Here is a 19,438-nt window from a genome sequence, read left to right on the forward strand (position 1 = left end):
CTTTCCTGTGCTGAATGTAGGCCTGGTCGGGCTCAGGCGGAGGTGCGGGCGATGGTGTCGTCCTTGCGCAAGGTGAAGATCTCGTAGCCGGTGGCGGTCACCGCCAGGGTGTGCTCCCACTGCGCCGAGAGCTTGCGGTCCTTGGTGATGGCGGTCCAGCCGTCGCCCAGCACCTTGGTCTCGGCCTTGCCTTGGTTGATCATCGGCTCGATGGTGAAGGTCATGCCTTCTTTGAGCTCCATGCCGGTGCCGGCCTTGCCGTAGTGGACGATCTGCGGCTCTTCGTGGAACACCTTGCCGATGCCGTGGCCGCAGAAATCGCGGACCACCGAGAAACCGTTCTTTTCGGCATGCTTCTGGATCACTTCGCCGATGTCGCCCAGGCGGCAGCCCGGCTTGACCAGCTCGATGGCCTTGTACAGGCATTCCTGGGTGACCACCGACAGGCGTTCGGCCCAGGCCGCGACGGTGCCGACGTGGAACATGCGGCTGGTGTCGCCGTGGTAGCCGTCCTTGATCACGGTGACGTCGATGTTGAGGGTGTCGCCGTTCTTCAAGGGCTTGTCGTTGGGAATGCCGTGGCACACGACATGGTTGATCGAGGTGCAGACCGACTTGGGGTAGCCCTTGTAGTTCAGCGGTGCGGGAATGGCCTGCTGCACGTTCACGATGTAGTCGTGGCACAGACGGTTGAGCTCCTCGGTCGTCACCCCGGGCTTGACGTGGGGTTCGATCATTTCCAGCACATCGGCGGCCAGGCGGCCGGCCACGCGCATCTTCTCGATCTCTTCGGCAGTCTTGATGGTTACGGTCATTGCAGGCTCTCTACGGCGCAGGCTAGGCGCGGGCAAACGGGAAACGCGAAATTCTACCAGAGCCTCGGCATACCGGCCGGGCCAATCGGTGAATCCCATGGCGATGGCGGGCATTCTGAGGGCAATGGCCGGGCGCTGCAAAAAAGGCTGACGGGCGCGTCAGCACGCAGTTCCGTTTCCGGCAGGCCTGTGGTATAACATGCGCCGCTTTCGGGGACCCCTGAAAGCTCAAACCCACACACGTGTCGACACGATGGCCTGGGTGCCCCGGATCCACAGGATTCGCGGGTTGGTCATTGGGATGCGTGGAGGCCCAACCCGACTTACCAAGGAACTATCATGTCCCAAGTCAACATGCGCGATATGCTGAAGGCCGGTGTGCACTTCGGCCACCAGACCCGTTACTGGAACCCGAAAATGGGCAAGTACATTTTCGGCGCGCGCAACAAGATCCACATCATCAACCTGGAAAAAACCCTGCCGATGTTCAACGACGCTCTGGCGTTCGTAGAGCGTCTGTCCCAGGGCAAGAACAAGATCATGTTCGTCGGCACCAAGCGTTCGGCCGGCAAACTGGTTGCCGAGCAGGCTGCTCGTTGCGGTTCGCCTTACGTTGATCACCGTTGGTTGGGCGGCATGCTCACCAACTACAAGACCATCCGTGCCTCGATCAAGCGCCTGCGCGACCTGGAAACTCAGGCCGAAGACGGTACCTTCACCAAGCTGACCAAGAAAGAAGCGCTGATGCGTTCGCGCGATCTGGAAAAGCTGGACCGCAGCCTGGGTGGTATCAAGGACATGGGCGGCCTGCCTGACGCACTGTTCGTCATCGACGTCGATCACGAGCGCATCGCGATCACCGAAGCCAACAAACTGGGCATCCCGGTTATCGGCATCGTCGATACCAACAGCAGCCCTGAAGGTGTTGACTACATCATCCCAGGTAACGACGACGCCATCCGCGCCATCGAGCTGTACATGACTTCGATGGCTGACGCCGTCATCCGCGGTCGCAACAACGTTGCCGGCGGTACCGAAGTCTATGTTGAAGAAGCGGCTGCACCTGCTGCCGAGTAAGTGACGCCTGGCGTCTGACTTGGCACGCGAAAAGGGGGCTTTGCCCCCTTTTTGCCACCTTGAAATCCTGCTGTCAGCAACAGGCTCCCATCATGGGCGTGCTGAACCCGACAGCGGATTAGCAGAATTGAACGCCCGTGACGAGCGGGTGGAATGGTTGAAAAACTTTCCAAGAGGATTTTGAAATGGCAGCAATTACTGCAGCGTTGGTCAAAGAACTGCGCGAGCGTACCGGCGAAGGCATGATGGATTGCAAGAAGGCCCTGGAAAAGGCTGACGGCGACATCGAAAAAGCCATTGATGACATGCGTGCTTCCGGCGCCATCAAGGCCGCCAAGAAAGCTGGCAACGTCGCCGCTGAAGGCGCCATCGCCATCAAGGCCGACGACAAGTCCGCCGTCCTGCTGGAAGTGAACTCGCAGACCGACTTCCTGGCGCTGCAAGACGACTTCAAGACTTTCGTCGCCGAAAGCGTCGAACAAGCTTTCAACGAGAAGCTGACCGACGCCGCGCCGCTGATCGCTGCCCGCGAAGCTGCCCGTGAAGCGCTGGTCGCCAAAGTCGGTGAGAACGTCAACATCCGTCGTCTGGTGCGTGTTGAAGGCGACGTCGTAGGTGCCTACCTGCACGGCAACAAGATCGGTGTTGCAGTGGTTCTGAAAGGCGGCGACGTACAGCTGGCCAAAGAAATCGCCATGCACGTCGCGGCTTCCAACCCCGAGTTCCTGGATTCGTCGGAAATCTCCGCCGAAGCCATCGAGCGCGAAAAAGCGGTCTTCCTGCAGCTCAACGCTGACAAGATCGCCGGCAAGCCGGAAAACATCGTTGAAAACATGATCAACGGCCGCATCACCAAGTTCAAGGCCGAAGCTTCGCTCAAAGAGCAGGCGTTCGTCATGAACCCGGAAGTCAAGGTCGGCGAGCTGGCCAAGAAAGCCGGTGCTGAAATCGTTTCCTTCACCTACTTCAAGGTCGGCGAAGGCATCGAGAAGCCAGTCGACAACTTCGCCGAAGAAGTTGCCGCGCAACTGGCTGCCGCCAAGCAGTAAGACAGACCCGTCTGTCGCCCCCAAGAGGCTGCCCGCTCACGCGCGCAGCCTCTTTGTCAAAGCGGGCAAGGGGTTTATCAGGCCCCGTTCCGCTGGCGCCCAAACGGCGCCGCGCTACAGTAAGCAGGCCGGCAACGGCCGCATGAATTCTAGAAAACGCCGCAGGAGAGACACGCAATGGCTCAGCAGGTGAGTGGTCGCCAACCTCGCTATAAACGCATTTTGCTCAAACTTAGCGGCGAAGCCCTGATGGGCTCCGAAGACTTCGGCATCGACCCCAAGGTGCTCGATCGCATGGCCCTGGAAGTGGGCCAGCTGGTCGGCATCGGTGTGCAGGTCGGTCTGGTGATCGGCGGTGGCAACCTGTTCCGTGGCGCGGCCCTTAGCGCGGCCGGCATGGACCGCGTCACCGGTGACCACATGGGCATGCTCGCTACGGTCATGAACGCCCTGGCCATGCGCGACGCCCTGGAGCGTTCGAACATCACCGCGCTGGTCATGTCGGCCATTTCCATGACCGGTGTCACCGATCATTACGATCGCCGAAAAGCAATTCGTCACCTCCAATCGGGGGATGTGGTAATTTTCTCCGCCGGTACCGGCAACCCGTTCTTCACCACCGATTCCGCAGCCTGCCTGCGTGGCATCGAAGTCGATGCAGATGTGGTGCTGAAGGCGACCAAGGTCGACGGTGTCTACACCGCCGACCCGTTCAAGGACCCACACGCCGAGAAGTTCGATTACCTCACGTACGACGAAGTGCTGGATCGCAAGCTCGGTGTCATGGACCTGACCGCCATCTGCCTGTGCCGCGACCACAAGATGCCATTGCGCGTTTTCAACATGAACAAGCCCGGCTCCCTGCTCAACATAGTGGTGGGTGGCGCCGAAGGCACCTTGATCGAGGAAAGCCAAGCATGATCAACGATATCAAGAAAGACGCCCAGGACCGCATGGGCAAGTCCCTCGAGGCGCTGGGCCGCAACCTGGCGGCCATCCGTACCGGCCGCGCCCACCCAAGCATCCTGGACACCGTCAAGGTCACTGCCTGGGGCAGTGAAATGCCGCTCAACCAAGTGGCCGCGATTTCCGTCGAGGACGCGCGCACGCTGAAGATCGTCGCCCACGACAAGAACCTCAGCGCCGCCATCGAGAAGGCCATCCTGACCTCCGACCTGGGTCTGAACCCGAGCAGCGCCGGCACCACCATCCGCGTGCCGATGCCCGCGCTCACCGAAGAGACGCGCAAGGGCTACACCAAGCAGGCGCGCGGCGTCGCCGAAGACGCCAAAGTCGCCGTGCGCAACGTGCGCCGCGATGCCCTGGCCGACTTGAAGAAGCTGTCCAAGGACAAGGCCATCAGCGAGGACGAAGAACGTCGCGCCGCTGACGAGCTGCAGAAGCTGACCGACAAGTTCGTCGGTGAAGTGGACAAGACCCTGGAAGCCAAGGAAAAGGACCTGATGGCCGTCTAAGGCCGAGGCTCTTTCATGGAAAAGACCAAGCTGGCGGCACCGGGTCCGGTGCCGCGTCATGTCGCGATCATCATGGACGGCAACAACCGCTGGGCGAAGAAACGCCTGCTGCCTGGCGTCGCCGGGCACAAGGCCGGCGTCGATGCGGTGCGTGCGGTGATCGAAGTGTGTGCCGAAGCCAAGGTCGAGGTGCTGACCCTGTTCGCCTTTTCCAGTGAAAACTGGCAAAGGCCGGCAGACGAGGTCGGTGCCTTGATGGAGCTGTTCTTCTCGGCCCTGCGCCGTGAGGCGCGGCGGCTCAATGAAAATCAGATCTGCCTGCGCATCATCGGCGATCGCTCACGTTTTCATCCCGAATTGCAGGCGGCCATGCGTGAGGCCGAGGCGCTGACCGCTGGCAACAACCGCTTCATCCTGCAGGTCGCCGCGAACTACGGCGGCCAGTGGGACATCGCCCAGGCCGCCCAGCGCCTGGCGCGCGAAGTGCAGGCTGGCCATCTGCAGCCCGAGGACATCACGCCCGGCCTGCTGCAGACCTGCCTGGCCACCGGCGATCAGCCGTTGCCCGACCTGTGCATCCGCACGGGCGGCGAGCATCGCATCAGCAATTTCCTGCTGTGGCAATTGGCCTACGCCGAGCTGTATTTCTCCGACCTGTTCTGGCCGGACTTCAAACACGAGGCCATGCGCACTGCGCTGGCCGATTTCGCTTCGCGCCAGCGCCGCTTCGGGAAGACCAGCGAGCAGGTCGAAGCTGGAGCCCGCGCCTAATGCTCAAACAACGCATCATTACTGCACTGATCATGCTGCCGGTCGCCCTGTGCGGCTTTTTCCTGTTGCAGGGTTCGGCGTTCGCGCTGTTCATCGGCCTGGTGGTGACCGTAGGCGCCTGGGAATGGGCGCGCCTCGCGGGCCTGGTGGCGCAACCGTTGCGCCTGGCTTATGCGGCGGTGGTCGCTGGGGCGCTGATGCTGCTCTACCTCATGCAGGAGCTCGCGCCCTGGGTGCTGGGCGCCTCGGTCATCTGGTGGGGGCTGGCCACCTGGCTGGTGCTGACCTATCCGCGCAGCAGCGAGCTGTGGTCCAGCGCCGCCTGCCGTTTGCTGATCGGCCTGTTGGTGCTGTTGCCGGCCTGGCAGGGTTTGCTGTTGCTCAAGCACTGGCCGCAAGGCAACGGCTTGATCCTGATGGTGATGCTGCTGGTCTGGTCCGCGGACATCGGTGCGTATTTCTCGGGTAGGGCCTTCGGCAAACGCAAGCTGGCGCCTCACGTCAGCCCTGGCAAGAGCTGGGAAGGGGTGTATGGCGGTCTCGCCGTGAGCCTGTTGATCACCTTGGGCGTGGCGCTGTACCGCGATTGGAGCCTGGGCAGCCTGCTGCTCGGTCTGCTGGGCGCCGCCGTGGTGGTGATGGCCTCGGTGATCGGCGATCTGACCGAAAGCATGTTCAAGCGCCGCGAAGGCATCAAGGACAGCAGCAACCTGTTGCCGGGCCACGGCGGCGTGCTCGACCGCATCGACAGCCTTACTGCGGCGGTGCCGATGTTCGCCGTGCTGCTGTGGGCCGCCGAATGGGGTGTGATGTGAGCCGTACGCAACGGATCAGCGTGTTGGGTGCCACCGGCTCGATCGGTCTGAGCACCCTGGACGTCATCGCCCGCCACCCCGAGCAGTACCAGGTGTTCGGCCTCAGCGGCCATACCCGCATCGACGAGCTGCTCGCCCTGTGTCTGCGCCATCGGCCCGCGTATGCCGCCGTGCCGGGCGCCGAAGCGGCGGCTTCGCTGCGCGCCGGCCTGCAGGCAGCCGGGTGCGCCACCGAGGTGCTGGAAGGCGATGCCGGGCTTGCCCACATCGCCAGCGCGGCCGAAGTGGATGCAGTGATGGCCGCCATCGTCGGCGCCGCTGGGCTCAAGCCGACGCTTGCGGCCGTCGAAGCCGGCAAGAAAGTGCTGCTGGCCAACAAGGAGGCGCTGGTGATGTCCGGCGCCCTGTTCATGGACGCGGTGCGGCGTAGCGGGGCGGTCCTGTTGCCGATCGACAGCGAGCACAATGCGATCTTCCAATGCCTGCCGGGCGACTATGCGCGTGGCTTGCAAGCGATCGGTGTGCGGCGGATTCTGCTGACCGCCTCGGGCGGGCCATTTCGGGAAACGCCCCTGGCGCAGCTTGCCGACGTCACGCCGGCGCAGGCTTGCGCCCACCCCAACTGGTCGATGGGGCGCAAGATTTCGGTCGATTCGGCCAGCATGATGAACAAAGGGCTGGAGCTGATCGAGGCCTGCTGGCTGTTCGACGCGGCGCCGGCCAAGGTCGAAGTGGTGGTGCACCCACAAAGCGTCATCCACTCGTTGGTGGACTATGTGGACGGTTCGGTGCTGGCCCAACTGGGCAACCCGGACATGCGTACGCCCATCGCCAATGCCCTGGCCTGGCCGCAACGCATCGATTCGGGCGTGGCGCCGCTGGACCTGTTCGCCATCGCCCGCTTGGACTTCCAGGCCCCTGACGAACAGCGCTTCCCGTGTCTGCGCATCGCCCGCGAGGCGGCCGAGGCCGGTCGGAGTGCGCCTGCCGTGCTCAATGCCGCCAACGAAGTGGCGGTGGAGGCCTTCCTGGCTGGGCGTATTCGCTTCCCGGAAATCGCCAGCCTGATCGAACGCGTGCTGCAACAAGAGCCTGTGGTCGCACTGACGTCGCTCGACGCCGTGTTCGCCGTCGATGGGCGGGCCCGCGCACTGGCGCAGGAATGGCTGGCGCGCCATGGTCGTTAACTCCATCGTTTCGCGCTGAACCTTTTGCGGAGAAGCCTATGTCTGCGCTTTACATGATTGTCGGCACCTTGGTGGCCTTGGGTGTGCTGGTCACCTTCCATGAGTTCGGCCATTTCTGGGTGGCGCGTCGCTGCGGGGTCAAGGTGCTGCGGTTCTCCGTAGGCTTCGGTACGCCTCTGGTGCGTTGGCATGACCGCCACGGCACCGAATTCGTGGTAGCGGCGATTCCGTTGGGCGGCTACGTGAAAATGCTCGACGAGCGCGAGGGCGACGTTCCGGTCGGCCTGGAGGCACAGTCGTTCAACCGCAAACCGGTGCTGCAACGCATCGCCATCGTCGCTGCCGGGCCGATCGCCAACTTCTTGTTGGCGATCGTGTTCTTCTGGGGCGTGGCCATGCTCGGCAGCCAGCAGGTGCGTCCGGTGATCGGCGCCGTCGAGTCCGGAAGCCTGGCGGCGCAGGCCGGTTTGAAGGCGGGCGAGGAAATCGTCTCCATCGATGGCAAACCGACCAATGGTTGGTCGGCGGTCAACCTGCAGCTGGTGCGACGGCTGGGCGAGAGCGGAACGCTGCGTCTGGGCGTGCGCGAAGAGGGCGCAAGCGTCGAGCAGCCGCGCGAGGTCAAGCTCGATCGATGGCTCAAGGGCGCCGACGAGCCGGACCCGATCCAGTCGCTGGGCCTGCGTCCGTGGCGGCCGAACGTGGTGCCCGTGCTCGCCCAGCTCGACCCCAAAGGCCCGGCCGCCGCCGCAGGGCTGAAGACCGGTGATCGCCTGGTGGCGCTCGACGGCGTCGCCTTGAGCGACTGGCAACAGGTGGTGGATGCCGTGCGCAGCCGTGCCGATACCCAGGTCCAGGTGCGTGTGGAACGCGACGGCGCGCTTGTGGACATGCCGGTGACCCTGGCCAAGCGCGGCGAAGGTGCCGCTGCTGGCGGCTACCTAGGGGCGGGTGTCAAAGGCGGCGAGTGGCCGGCCCACATGCTGCGCGAGGTCCGCTACGGGCCGCTCGAAGGCTTGGCCGAAGGGTTGTCGCGCACCTGGAACATGAGCGTCCTGACCCTCGAATCCTTGAAGAAAATGTTGTTCGGGGAGCTCTCGGTAAAAAACTTGAGCGGACCGATAACCATTGCTAAAGTGGCGGGCGCTTCGGCCCAGTCGGGCTTGGGAGATTTTTTGAACTTCCTGGCCTACCTGAGCATAAGCCTAGGGGTTCTGAACCTGCTGCCCATCCCGGTACTGGATGGGGGGCATTTGCTGTTCTACCTGATCGAATGGGTGCGTGGTCGCCCGCTGCCGGATCGGGTGCAAGGTTGGGGGATTCAGATCGGTATCAGTTTGGTCATTGGCGTCATGTTGCTCGCCCTGGTCAACGATCTGAGTCGACTTTAACGATCAAGCTCAATTGCAGACCTGCCGCCTCATCGCGGCGGGTCGTTTATTGCCAGTTGGAATAAAGGACTTCATGAAACGTCTGCTGCTAACCACGGTGCTCACCGCACTGATGATCACTGAAGTTCACGCCGAGTCCTTCACTATCTCCGATATCCGTGTCAACGGCCTGCAGCGGGTATCCGCCGGCAGCGTGTTCGGCGCGCTGCCGCTCAATGTCGGTGATCAGGCTGACGACCGGCGTCTGGTCGACTCCACCCGTTCGCTGTTCAAAACGGGCTTCTTCCAGGACATTCAGCTCGATCGCGACGGCAACGTCCTGATCATCAACGTGGTCGAGCGTCCGTCGGTATCGAGCATCGAGATCGAAGGCAACAAGGCCATCAGCACCGAAGACCTGATGAAGGGCCTCAAGCAGTCGGGTCTGGCCGAAGGCGAAATCTTCCAGCGCGCGACCCTCGAAGGCGTGCGTAACGAACTGCAGCGCCAGTACGTCGCCCAGGGCCGCTACTCGGCCGAAGTAGACGCCGAAGTGGTGCCCGAGCCGCGCAACCGCGTCGGCCTGAAGATCAAGATCAACGAAGGCACGGTCGCGGCCATCCAGCACATCAACGTCGTGGGCAACACCGTGTTCGACGACGACGAGCTGAGCAGCCTGTTCGAGCTCAAGACGTCCAACTGGCTGTCGTTCTTCAAGAACGACGACAAGTACGCCCGCGAAAAACTGTCCGGCGACCTCGAGCGTCTGCGCTCCTACTACCTGGACCGCGGCTACATCAACATGGACATCGCCTCCACCCAGGTGTCCATCACGCCAGACAAGAAACACGTGTACATCACCGTCAACATCAACGAAGGCGAGAAGTACACCGTTCGCGACGTGAAACTGTCCGGCGACTTGAAAGTGCCTGAAGACCAGGTCAAGTCGCTGTTGCTGGTCCAGCCGGGCCAGGTGTTCTCGCGCAAGGTCATGACCAGCACCTCCGAGCTGATCACCCGCCGTCTGGGCAACGAAGGCTATACCTTCGCCAACGTCAACGGCGTGCCGCAGGCGCACAACGAAGACCACACCGTCGACATCATGTTCGTCGTCGACCCGGGCAAGCGTGCCTACGTCAACCGCATCAACTACCGCGGCAACACCAAGACCGAAGACGAAGTGCTGCGCCGTGAAATGCGCCAGATGGAAGGTGGCTGGGCCTCGACCTACCTGATCGACCAGTCCAAGACCCGTCTCGAGCGTCTGGGCTTCTTCAAGGACGTCAACGTCGAAACCCCGCCGGTGCCGGGCACCGACGACCAGGTCGACGTCAACTACGCGGTCGAAGAGCAAGCTTCCGGTTCGATCACCGCCAGCGTCGGCTTCGCCCAGAGCGCCGGCCTGATCCTGGGCGGCGCCATCAGCCAGACCAACTTCCTCGGTACCGGTAACAAGGTATCGGTCGGTCTGACCCGCTCGGAATACCAGACCCGCTACAACTTCGGCTTCGTCGACCCCTACTTCACGCCCGATGGCGTGAGCCTGGGCTACAACGCCTTCTACCGCAGCACCGACTACGATGACCTCGACGTCGACGTGGCGAGCTATGCGGTCGACAGCCTGGGCGCCGGTGTCAGCCTGGGTTACCCGATCAGCGAAACCTCGCGTCTGACCTACGGCCTGACCGTGCAGAAGGACGAGATCAAGACCGGCCGTTACACCGTCGATGAGATCTTCGACTTCCTCGACAAAGAAGGTGAGGACTTCCTCAACTTCAAAGGATCGGTGGGCTGGTCCGAGTCGACCCTCAACAAGGGCGTGCTGGCTACCCGCGGTCACTCGCAAAGCCTGACCCTGGAAACCACGCTTCCTGGCAGCGACCTGTCGTTCTACAAGATCGACTACCGTGGCCAGCTGTTCAAGCCACTGACGCCTGACTACACCCTGCGCCTGCACACCGAGCTGGGCTACGGTGACGGCTTTGGCGGTACTTCGGGTCTGCCGTTCTATGAGAACTACTACGCCGGTGGCTTCAACTCGGTGCGTGGTTTCAAGGACAGCACATTGGGGCCGCGTAGTACGCCGAGTACTGGTAACAACGGTACCGAGAAGGACCCGGACCAAGATCCGCTTCCCTTCGGCGGCAACATCCTGGTGCAAGGCGGCGTAGAACTGTTGTTCCCACTGCCCTTCGTCAAGGACCAGCGCTCGCTGCGCACTTCCGTGTTTTGGGACGTGGGTAACGTATTCGACAGCAATTGCAGTGACAAGCCCGCCACAGCCGAACGCGGAAAAGTCGATTGCGCCAAACTTGGCTTCGCCGACATGGCCAGCTCCGTTGGCCTGGGTGTGACCTGGGTCACCGCGCTGGGCCCGCTGAGCTTCAGCCTGGCGATGCCGATCAAGAAGCCTGACGATGCCGACACCCAAGTGTTCCAATTCTCCCTGGGCCAGACCTTCTAAGGTCGGCCCCTGCTCAACGACAACGGTTTATTCAGGAGTGCATCGTGCGTAAGTTGACCCAACTGGCCTTCGTGGCCGCGGCGCTGGTCGCCACCCCCGCTTTCGCCGACATGAAAGTGGCTGTTCTGAACTACCAAATGGCGTTGCTCGAATCCGACGCTGCCAAAAGCTATGCCGTTGACGCCGAGAAGAAGTTCGGCCCGCAACTCAACAAGCTGAAAAGCCTGGAAACCAGCGCCAAGAGCATCCAGGACCGCCTGATCAAGGGCGGCGACAAGATGGCCCAGCCCGAGCGCGAGCGTCTGGAACTCGAGTTCAAGCAAAAAGCCCGCGACTTCCAGTTCCAGTCCAAGGAACTGAACGAAGCCAAGGCCACCACCGACCGCGAGATGCTCAAGAAGCTCAAGCCCAAGCTCGACGGCGCCGTGGAAGAAGTCATCAAGAAGGGTGGTTTCGATCTGGTGCTCGAGCGCGGCGCGGTCATCGATGTCAAACCACAGTACGACATCACCCGCCAAGTCATCGAGCGCATGAACCAAGCGCGTTGATATGACCCAGACCCTCACGCTCGGCCAGCTGGCCGAAGCGCTCGGAGCCACCGTGAAAGGCTCCGCAGCGCTGCCGATCACCGGGCTTGCCACCTTGCAGGAGGCAGGCCCGCAACAGTTGAGCTTCCTGGCCAACCCGCAGTACCGCAAGTACCTGGAAACGACCCAGGCCGGCGCGGTACTGCTCAAGGCTGCGGATGCCGAAACCTTCTCCGGCAATGCGCTGGTGGTGGCCGACCCGTATCTGGCCTATGCCCGTATCTCGCACTTCTTCGACCCCAAACCCAAGGCTGTGGCGGGTATCCATCCCAGCGCCGTGGTGGCCGACGATGCGCAGGTCGATCCCAGTGCCAGCGTCGGTGCGTTCGCCGTCATCGAAAGCGGCGCGCGCATCGACGCGGGTGTGAGTATCGGCGCGCACTGTTTCATCGGCGCGCGCTGCACGATCGGCGAAGGGGGTTGGCTGGCACCGCGGGTGACGCTCTACCACGACGTCACCATCGGCAAGCGAGTGGTCATCCAATCGGGCGCGGTGATCGGCGGTGAAGGCTTCGGCTTCGCCAACGAGAAGGGCGTGTGGCGCAAGATCGCCCAGATCGGCGGCGTGACCTTGGGCGACGACGTGGAAATCGGCGTGAACACGGCCGTGGACCGTGGCGCGTTGTCCGATACGCGCATCGACGATGGCGCCAAGCTCGACAACCAGATCCAGATCGCCCACAACGTGCACATCGGCGCACACACGGCCATGGCGGCGTGCGTGGGCATTTCGGGCAGTACGCGCATCGGCAAGCACTGCACCATCGCGGGGGGTGTGGGCATGGTCGGGCACATCGATGTGTGTGACAACGTGTTCGTCTCCGGCATGACCATGGTGACCCGTTCGATCACCGAACCGGGTGGTTATTCTTCCGGTACGGCAATGCAACCCCTGGCCGATTGGCGCAAGAGCGCCGCGAGGATCCGCCAGCTCGACGACATGGCCAAGCGCTTGCAGCAGCTGGAAAAACGTGTCGATACCGTGACCTTGGAGAGTCAGCCGGCATCAGATGCCTGACAGCAATTTCCTGGCAAGCATGATGCGTCGCTAGCTGGCTCCTTCTTGGATGGCAAAAGGAGCGTGTGGTCAGCGCCTACGCTCCCTATTCTTATTACAGGCTTCCCCCCGAAATGATGGACATCAACGAGATTCGCGAATACCTGCCTCACCGTTACCCGTTCCTGCTGGTGGACCGGGTCACGGAGCTGGACTACGAGGCCCAGAGCATTCGTGCCTACAAGAATGTCAGCATCAACGAGCCGTTCTTCAATGGCCATTTCCCGGCGCATCCGATCATGCCGGGCGTGCTGATCATCGAGGCCATGGCCCAGGCTGCCGGGATTCTCGGATTCAAGATGCTCGACGCCAAACCGGCCGACGGCACGCTGTACTACTTCGTCGGCTCCGACAAGCTGCGCTTCCGTCAGCCTGTGCTGCCAGGCGACCAGCTGGTCCTGGAAGCCACCTTCCATAGCCGCAAGAGCATGATCTGGAAGTTCAACTGCCGTGCGCTGGTCGACGGCAAGACCGTCTGCTCGGCGGAAATCACCTGCGCGGAACGCTCCCTATGAATTCGATTGATCCACGGGCCATCATCGATCCGTCGGCCAAGTTGGCCGACGGCGTCGAGGTAGGCCCGTGGTCGATCGTTGGCCCCGATGTCGAAGTCGGGGAGGGGACCGTGATCGGTCCGCATGTGGTGCTCAAGGGCCCGACCCGCATCGGCAAGCACAACCGGATCTACCAGTTCTCCTCCATCGGTGAAGACACACCCGACCTCAAGTACCGGGGCGAACCCACGCGCTTGGTGATCGGCGACCACAACGTCATTCGCGAAGGCGTGACCATTCACCGTGGCACCATTCAGGACCGCGCGGAAACCACCGTCGGCGACCACAACCTGATCATGGCCTATGCCCACATCGGCCACGACAGCGTGATCGGCAGCCACTGCATCCTGGTCAACAACACGGCGCTGGCCGGCCATGTGCATGTGGGCGATTGGGCCATCCTCTCGGGCTTCACCCTGGTGCACCAGTATTGCCATATCGGTGCCCATGCGTTTTCCGGCATGGGTACGGCGATCGGCAAGGACGTCCCGGCGTTCGTCACCGTGTTCGGCAGCCCTGCCGAAGCGCGCAGCATGAATTTCGAAGGCATGCGTCGTCGCGGTTTCAGCGACGAGGTGATCCACTCGCTGCGCCGCGCGTACAAGACCGTCTATCGTCAGGGCCTGACCGTCGACAATGCGGTGGCCGAGCTGGCCGAACTGGCCGGCAAGCACCCTGAGGTCGAGCTGTTCCGCCAGTCGATCGTGAATTCCGCGCGCGGCATCACTCGCTGATATGGCGCGGCTCTGCATCGCACTGGTGGCCGGCGAGGCCAGCGGTGACATTCTAGGTTCCGGCCTGATGCGCGCCCTCAAGGCCCGCCACCCGGATGTGCGCTTCATCGGCGTAGGCGGCCCGTTGATGGAAGCCGAGGGCATGCAGTCCTACTTCCCCATGGAGCGCCTGGCGGTCATGGGCCTGGTCGAAGTGCTCGGCCGCCTGCGCGAGCTGCTCAAGCGGCGCAAGGATCTGATCGACACGCTGCTCGGCGAACGGCCCGACGTTTTCATCGGCATCGACGCGCCGGACTTCACCCTCAACATCGAGCTCAAGCTGCGTCAGGCCGGGATCAAGACCGTACATTACGTCAGCCCGTCGGTCTGGGCCTGGCGGCAGAAGCGGGTGCTGAAGATTCGCCAGGGCTGCGACCTGATGCTGACCCTGCTGCCGTTCGAAGCGCGCTTCTACGAAGAGCAGGGCGTGCCGGTGCGTTTCGTTGGCCATCCGCTGGCCGATACCATCCCCCTGCAGGCCGATCGCGACGCCGCACGGCTGGCGCTGGGCCTGGGCCTTGAGCCTGTGGTGGCGCTGATGCCCGGCAGTCGCGGCGGCGAAGTGGGGCGTTTGGGTGCGTTGTTCCTCGAAGCTGCCGAGCGCCTGTGCGAGCGACTGCCCGGTGTGCGTTTCGTGCTGCCCTGCGCCAATGCCACTCGCCGCGCGCAGATCGAGCAGATGCTCGAAGGCCGCGACCTACCGTTGACCCTGCTCGACGGCCAGTCGCACCAGGCCTTGGCCGCCTGCGATGCGGTGCTGATCGCCTCGGGCACCGCCACCCTCGAAGCCTTGCTGTACAAGCGGCCGATGGTAGTGGCCTACCGTCTGGCGCCGCTGACCTACTGGATTCTCAAACGCATGGTCAAGAGCCCCTACGTTTCGCTGCCCAACCTGCTGGCCCAGCGCCTGTTGGTGCCCGAGCTGCTGCAAGACGCAGCGACCAGCGAGGCGCTCGCCGCCACCCTGGCACCCCTGGTGCAGGACGGTTCGGCGCAGACCGAGCCGTTCGACCAGATCCACCGTACCCTGCGCCGCGACGCCTCGAACCAGGCCGCCGACGCGGTGCTGGCCTTGCTGGAGACGCGCTGATGCAGATGGGCCTGGACTTCAGCCTGGTCGAAGAGCTCGTGGCCGGTGTCGACGAAGTGGGCCGTGGGCCGCTGTGCGGCGATGTGGTCACTGCGGCGGTGATCCTCGATCCGCTGCGGCCGATCCTCGGCCTGAACGATTCGAAGAAGCTCACCCATGCCAAGCGTGAGGCGCTGTTCGACGAGATCTGCGAGAAGGCCCTGAGCTTCTGCATCGCCCGGGCCGAGGTCGAGGAAATCGACCGGCTCAACATCCTGCACGCCACCTTGCTGGCCATGAAGCGGGCGGTCGAAGGTCTGCACATCACGCCGAAACTGGCGCTGATCGACGGCAACCGCTGCCCGGTGCTGACGGTGCCCGCCGCACCGGTGGTACAGGGTGACGGCAAGGTGCCGGCCATCGCCGCCGCCTCGATCCTCGCCAAGGTCACCCGCGACCGCGAAATGAGCGTGTTCGAAGGGCTGTACCCCGGTTACGGCATCGGCGCGCACAAGGGCTATCCCACCCCCGTGCACCTCGAGGCCCTGGCCCGCCTGGGGCCGACGCCCATCCACCGGCGCTCCTTCGCGCCCGTGCGGCTGGCCTTCGAGCGGCGCGAGACGAGCTTCAGCAGGCTGCTCTAGCCGTCCATGCCCATCACTGCACCAGCACCGCCCCGTACGGCACGCTCGTCTCCCGGAACGGCATCCGCTTGACCATTACGGTACAATCGCGCCCCTCGTTTCACACTGCCACAGGATCATCAATGCCGGTCTCTTTCGTTCACCTGCGCGTGCATTCCGAATTCTCCCTGGTCGACGGTCTGGTGCGGGTCAAACCGCTGGCCAAGGCTCTGGGTGCGATGGACATGCCGGCCGTGGCGATCACCGACCAGAGCAACATGTGTTCGCTGGTGAAGTTCTACAAAGCGGCCATGGGCGCCGGCATCAAGCCGATCTGCGGCGTCGACCTGTGGCTGGCGGGCAACGAGCCGGATGCGCCGCTGTCGCGCATCTGTCTGTTGGCGATGGATCCCAAGGGCTACCGCAACCTCACCGAGCTGCTGTCGCGCGGTTGGGTGGAAGGGCAGCGCAATGGCCTGGTGATCATCCAACGTGACTGGATTCCACCGGCCAGCGAAGGGCTCATCGCTTTGTCGGCGGCGCGCGAGGGCGACATCGGCATGGCCTTGCTGGCCGGACGCGAGCAGGAAGCGCAGGCTTTGCTGCAAGACTGGATGCAGATGTTCCCCGAGCGCTTCTACGTGGAGCTGCAACGCACCGGCCGCCCGGGCGACGAAGAGTACGTACACGCCGCCGTCGCCCTGGCCGACCGCCTGGGCGCGCCCTTGGTGGCCACCAACGACGTGCGCTTTCTCAAGCAGTCGGACTTCGACGCCCACGAGACCCGCGTCTGCATCGGCGAGGGCTGGACCCTGGACGACCCGCGCCGGCCGCGCCTCTATAGCGATCAGCAGTACCTCAAAAGCGCCGAGGAAATGGCCGAGCTGTTCAGCGACCTGCCCGACGCCCTGGCCAACACTGTGGAGATCGCCAAGCGCTGCAACATCCAGGTGCAGCTAGGCAAGGCCTTCCTGCCGGACTTCCCGACCCCCAACGGCATGGGTATCGACGACTACCTGCGTCATGTGTCCTACGAAGGGCTGGAAGAGCGTCTGGCGGTGTTGTGGCCTAAAGACACCACGCCCAACTACGAAGAGAAGCGTCAGGTCTACCTTGACCGGCTGAAGTTCGAACTGGACATCATTATCCAGATGGGCTTCCCCGGTTACTTCCTGATCGTCATGGACTTCATCAAGTGGGCCAAGAACAACGGCGTGCCGGTGGGTCCGGGCCGGGGTTCGGGCGCCGGCTCGCTGGTCGCCTACGTGCTGAAGATCACCGACCTCGACCCGCTGGCCTACGATCTGCTGTTCGAGCGTTTCCTCAACCCCGAGCGGGTGTCGATGCCCGACTTCGACGTCGACTTCTGCATGGACGGCCGCGACCGGGTCATCGAATACGTGGCCGACGCCTACGGGCGCAACGCGGTGAGCCAGATCATCACTTTCGGTACCATGGCGGCCAAGGCCGTGGTGCGCGACGTGGCGCGGGTGCAGGGCAAGTCCTATGGTCTGGCCGACCGGCTGTCGAAGATGATTCCCTTCGAAGTCGGCATGACCCTGGCCAAGGCCCACGAGCAGGAAGAAATCCTGCGCGACTTCCTCAAGGCCGACGAGGAAGCCCGGGAAATCTGGGACATGGCGCTCAAGCTCGAAGGTGTGTGCCGCGGCACCGGCAAACACGCCGGGGGTGTGGTCATCGCGCCGACCAAGCTCACCGATTTCTCGCCGGTGGCCTGCGACGAAGAGGGCGGCGGCCTGGTCACCCAGTTCGACAAGGACGACGTCGAGGCCGCCGGCCTGGTCAAGTTCGACTTCCTCGGCCTGCGTACCCTGACCATCATCAAGTGGGCGATGGAGACCATCAATCGCGAGCAGGCCAAGGTCGGCCAGCCCGACCTGAACATCGACTTCATTCCGCTGGACGACCGCAAGACCTACGAGCTGCTGCAAAAGGCCGAAACCACGGCGGTGTTCCAGCTCGAATCGCGCGGCATGAAGGAGCTGATCAAGAAGCTCAAGCCCGACTGCCTGGAAGACCTCATCGCACTGGTGGCGCTGTTCCGTCCGGGGCCGCTGCAATCGGGCATGGTGGACGACTTCATCAACCGCAAGCACGGCCGCGCCGAGCTGGCCTACCCGCACCCCGACTACCAGTACGACGGCTTGCAGCCGGTCCTGGCGCCGACCTACGGCATCATCCTGTACCAGGAACAGGTGATGCAGATCGCCCAGGTCATGGCCGGCTACACCCTCGGCGAGGCCGACATGCTGCGCCGGGCCATGGGCAAGAAGAAGCCCGAGGAAATGGCCAAGCAGCGCGGCGGTTTCGTCGATGGCTGCGCGAAGAACAACATCGACGCCAACCTGGCGGGCAACATCTTCGACCTGGTGGAAAAATTCGCCGGTTACGGCTTCAACAAATCCCACTCCGCCGCCTATGGCCTGGTGTCTTACCAGACTGCCTGGCTCAAGACGCACCACCCGGCGCCGTTCATGGCCGCGGTGCTTTCGGCGGACATGCACAACACCGACAAGGTGGTGGTGCTGATCGAGGAAGTGCGCAGCATGAAGCTGCGCCTCGACGCGCCTGATGTGAACAGCTCGGATTTCAAGTTCACGGTCAACGACGATGGCCGTATCGTCTATGGCTTGGGCGCGATCAAGGGCGTAGGCGAGGGACCGGTGGAGGCCATCGTCGAAGCCCGCGCCAGTGGCGGCCCGTTCAAGGACCTGTTCGACTTCTGCAAGCGCGTCGATTTAAAGCGCATCAACAAGCGCACCCTCGATGCCTTGATCCGCAGCGGCGCCCTGGACCGCCTCGGGCCGCATTTCCACGACGAGATCAAGGCGTACCACGCCAGCATCGACAGCAACCGCGCGGTGCTGCTGTCGGCCCTCGAAGAAGCGATCAAGTCGGCCGAGCAGATCGCCCGCACCGAAGAAAGCGGCCATGTCGACCTGTTCGGCGGACTGTTCGTCGAACAGGACGCCGATGTCTATGCCAACCACCGCAAGGTGCGCGAGCTGACCCTCAAGGAGCGGCTGCGCGGCGAGAAGGACACGCTCGGTCTATACCTGACCGGCCACCCGATCGACGAATACGAAAGCGAGATCCGCCGCTTCGCCCGCCAGCGCATCATCGACTTGAAGCCCTCGCGCGAAGTGCAGACCGTGGCCGGGATGATCATCGCCCTGCGCGTGATGAAGAACAAGAAAGGCGACAAGATGGGCTTCGTCACCCTCGACGACCGCTCCGGGCGCATCGAGGCCTCCCTGTTCGCCGACGCCTTCATGGCCGCCCAGGCGCTGTTGCAGACCGATGCCATGGTGGTGATCGAAGGGGAGGTGAGCAACGACGACTTCTCCGGCGGGCTGCGCCTGCGCGTCAAGCAGGTCATGACCATGGAGGATGCGCGCACGCGCCTGGCCGAGAGCCTGCGCCTGAAACTCAGCCATGAAACGCTCAAGGGCGATCGCCTGACCTGGCTGGGCGAGCTGATCACCCGCCACCGTGGGGGCTGCCCCATCACGTTGGAGTACACCGGCAGCGATGCCAAGGCGATGTTGCAGTTCGGCGAGCAGTGGCGGATCGACCCGGCGGACGGGCTGATCCAGACCCTGCGTGACCAGTTCGGACGTGAGAACGTCTTTTTGCAATATCGTTGAACCGACCTACTTTAAACTCGACCTCAACGCGCCTGATCCCGTAAGGTATGGCGCCAAACGGATCAACCGGCCGGCCGCCTGGCC

17 protein-coding genes are annotated in these 19,438 nt (G+C 63.2%); 16 read left to right on the top strand and 1 reads right to left on the bottom strand.

The features are described 5' to 3' along the window. Nucleotides 1-32 precede the first annotated feature (32 nt). A complete protein-coding gene (gene map / locus B4M43_RS05430; protein WP_296264892.1) occupies nt 33-815 on the bottom strand; it encodes a type I methionyl aminopeptidase in 783 nt (260 codons plus the stop codon). 339 nt (nt 816-1,154) lie between these two features. On the opposite strand from map, the gene rpsB reads away from it, so the two are divergent. The 16 genes from rpsB to dnaE all read left to right on the top strand — a co-directional run bounded on the left by rpsB (nt 1,155) and on the right by dnaE (nt 19,354). After that, nucleotides 1,155-1,892, top strand: a complete 738-nt coding sequence (gene rpsB, locus B4M43_RS05435) for a 30S ribosomal protein S2 (protein ID WP_296264893.1) — start codon at nt 1,155-1,157, stop codon at nt 1,890-1,892. A gap of 185 nt (nt 1,893-2,077) precedes the next feature. After that, nucleotides 2,078-2,941, top strand: a complete 864-nt coding sequence (tsf, locus tag B4M43_RS05440; RefSeq protein WP_296264894.1) for a translation elongation factor Ts — start codon at nt 2,078-2,080, stop codon at nt 2,939-2,941. Between the two features lie 177 nt (nt 2,942-3,118). Next, nucleotides 3,119-3,862, top strand: coding sequence for a UMP kinase (gene pyrH / locus B4M43_RS05445; protein ID WP_296264896.1), 744 nt, complete (start codon nt 3,119-3,121; stop codon nt 3,860-3,862). Further along, on the top strand, nt 3,859-4,416 hold the full coding sequence (gene frr / locus B4M43_RS05450) for a ribosome recycling factor (RefSeq protein ID WP_296264898.1): 558 nt from the start codon (nt 3,859-3,861) through the stop codon (nt 4,414-4,416). The genes pyrH and frr overlap by 4 nt, the downstream gene beginning before the upstream one ends. 15 nt (nt 4,417-4,431) lie before the next feature. Beyond that, nucleotides 4,432-5,187, top strand: a complete 756-nt coding sequence (gene uppS, locus B4M43_RS05455) for a polyprenyl diphosphate synthase (RefSeq protein ID WP_296264900.1) — start codon at nt 4,432-4,434, stop codon at nt 5,185-5,187. Next, entirely contained in the window at nt 5,187-6,002 is an 816-nt protein-coding gene (locus B4M43_RS05460) for a phosphatidate cytidylyltransferase (RefSeq protein WP_296264902.1), read from the top strand. Before uppS ends, B4M43_RS05460 begins: the two co-directional genes overlap by 1 nt. After that, nucleotides 5,999-7,189 (top strand): 1-deoxy-D-xylulose-5-phosphate reductoisomerase, encoded by a 1,191-nt coding sequence (gene ispC / locus B4M43_RS05465; protein WP_296264904.1) that lies wholly within the window; start codon nt 5,999-6,001, stop codon nt 7,187-7,189. The genes B4M43_RS05460 and ispC overlap by 4 nt, the downstream gene beginning before the upstream one ends. 38 nt (nt 7,190-7,227) lie before the next feature. Beyond that, nucleotides 7,228-8,580, top strand: a complete 1,353-nt coding sequence (gene rseP, locus B4M43_RS05470) for an RIP metalloprotease RseP (protein ID WP_296264906.1) — start codon at nt 7,228-7,230, stop codon at nt 8,578-8,580. A 73-nt stretch (nt 8,581-8,653) separates the two neighbouring features. After that, complete coding sequence (bamA, locus tag B4M43_RS05475) at nt 8,654-11,023, top strand: outer membrane protein assembly factor BamA (protein WP_296264910.1); 2,370 nt, start codon at nt 8,654-8,656, stop codon at nt 11,021-11,023. Nucleotides 11,024-11,067: 44 nt separating this feature from the next. Beyond that, nucleotides 11,068-11,571 (top strand): OmpH family outer membrane protein, encoded by a 504-nt coding sequence (locus B4M43_RS05480; RefSeq protein WP_296264912.1) that lies wholly within the window; start codon nt 11,068-11,070, stop codon nt 11,569-11,571. Nucleotide 11,572: 1 nt separating this feature from the next. Next, nucleotides 11,573-12,628: a UDP-3-O-(3-hydroxymyristoyl)glucosamine N-acyltransferase gene (gene lpxD / locus B4M43_RS05485; protein WP_296264914.1), complete on the top strand. Its 1,056-nt coding sequence runs from the start codon at nt 11,573-11,575 to the stop codon at nt 12,626-12,628. Between the two features lie 113 nt (nt 12,629-12,741). Continuing rightward, the gene (gene fabZ / locus B4M43_RS05490) at nt 12,742-13,182 is read left to right on the top strand and encodes a 3-hydroxyacyl-ACP dehydratase FabZ (protein ID WP_296264916.1); all 441 of its coding nucleotides are present in this window, start codon (nt 12,742-12,744) and stop codon (nt 13,180-13,182) included. Next, the gene (lpxA, locus tag B4M43_RS05495; RefSeq protein WP_296264918.1) at nt 13,179-13,955 is read left to right on the top strand and encodes an acyl-ACP--UDP-N-acetylglucosamine O-acyltransferase; all 777 of its coding nucleotides are present in this window, start codon (nt 13,179-13,181) and stop codon (nt 13,953-13,955) included. Before fabZ ends, lpxA begins: the two co-directional genes overlap by 4 nt. Before the next feature lies 1 nt (nt 13,956). Beyond that, complete coding sequence (lpxB, locus tag B4M43_RS05500) at nt 13,957-15,084, top strand: lipid-A-disaccharide synthase (protein WP_296264920.1); 1,128 nt, start codon at nt 13,957-13,959, stop codon at nt 15,082-15,084. Further along, a complete protein-coding gene (gene rnhB / locus B4M43_RS05505; RefSeq protein WP_296264922.1) occupies nt 15,084-15,707 on the top strand; it encodes a ribonuclease HII in 624 nt (207 codons plus the stop codon). The genes lpxB and rnhB overlap by 1 nt, the downstream gene beginning before the upstream one ends. A gap of 122 nt (nt 15,708-15,829) precedes the next feature. Next, a complete protein-coding gene (dnaE, locus tag B4M43_RS05510; protein ID WP_296264923.1) occupies nt 15,830-19,354 on the top strand; it encodes a DNA polymerase III subunit alpha in 3,525 nt (1,174 codons plus the stop codon). The last annotated feature ends 84 nt before the right edge of the window (nt 19,355-19,438 follow it).

It is taken from the genome of Pseudomonas sp. UBA6562, assembly GCF_002434265.1.
Lineage (GTDB): Bacteria > Pseudomonadota > Gammaproteobacteria > Pseudomonadales > Pseudomonadaceae > Aquipseudomonas.

Bases quoted from the DNA above. Each gene is read 5' to 3' on its own strand.
- rpsB (WP_296264893.1), top strand. From the start codon at position 1,155: ATGTCCCAAGTCAACATGCGCGATATGCTGAAGGCCGGTGTGCACTTC.
- uppS (WP_296264900.1), top strand. From the start codon at position 4,432: ATGGAAAAGACCAAGCTGGCGGCACCGGGTCCGGTGCCGCGTCATGTC.
- dnaE (WP_296264923.1), top strand. From the start codon at position 15,830: ATGCCGGTCTCTTTCGTTCACCTGCGCGTGCATTCCGAATTCTCCCTG.
- bamA (WP_296264910.1), top strand. From the start codon at position 8,654: ATGAAACGTCTGCTGCTAACCACGGTGCTCACCGCACTGATGATCACT.
- lpxA (WP_296264918.1), top strand. From the start codon at position 13,179: ATGAATTCGATTGATCCACGGGCCATCATCGATCCGTCGGCCAAGTTG.
- tsf (WP_296264894.1), top strand. From the start codon at position 2,078: ATGGCAGCAATTACTGCAGCGTTGGTCAAAGAACTGCGCGAGCGTACC.
- map (WP_296264892.1), bottom strand. From the start codon at position 815: ATGACCGTAACCATCAAGACTGCCGAAGAGATCGAGAAGATGCGCGTG.
- B4M43_RS05460 (WP_296264902.1), top strand. From the start codon at position 5,187: ATGCTCAAACAACGCATCATTACTGCACTGATCATGCTGCCGGTCGCC.
- lpxB (WP_296264920.1), top strand. From the start codon at position 13,957: ATGGCGCGGCTCTGCATCGCACTGGTGGCCGGCGAGGCCAGCGGTGAC.
- frr (WP_296264898.1), top strand. From the start codon at position 3,859: ATGATCAACGATATCAAGAAAGACGCCCAGGACCGCATGGGCAAGTCC.
- fabZ (WP_296264916.1), top strand. From the start codon at position 12,742: ATGATGGACATCAACGAGATTCGCGAATACCTGCCTCACCGTTACCCG.
- lpxD (WP_296264914.1), top strand. From the start codon at position 11,573: ATGACCCAGACCCTCACGCTCGGCCAGCTGGCCGAAGCGCTCGGAGCC.
- pyrH (WP_296264896.1), top strand. From the start codon at position 3,119: ATGGCTCAGCAGGTGAGTGGTCGCCAACCTCGCTATAAACGCATTTTG.
- rseP (WP_296264906.1), top strand. From the start codon at position 7,228: ATGTCTGCGCTTTACATGATTGTCGGCACCTTGGTGGCCTTGGGTGTG.
- rnhB (WP_296264922.1), top strand. From the start codon at position 15,084: ATGCAGATGGGCCTGGACTTCAGCCTGGTCGAAGAGCTCGTGGCCGGT.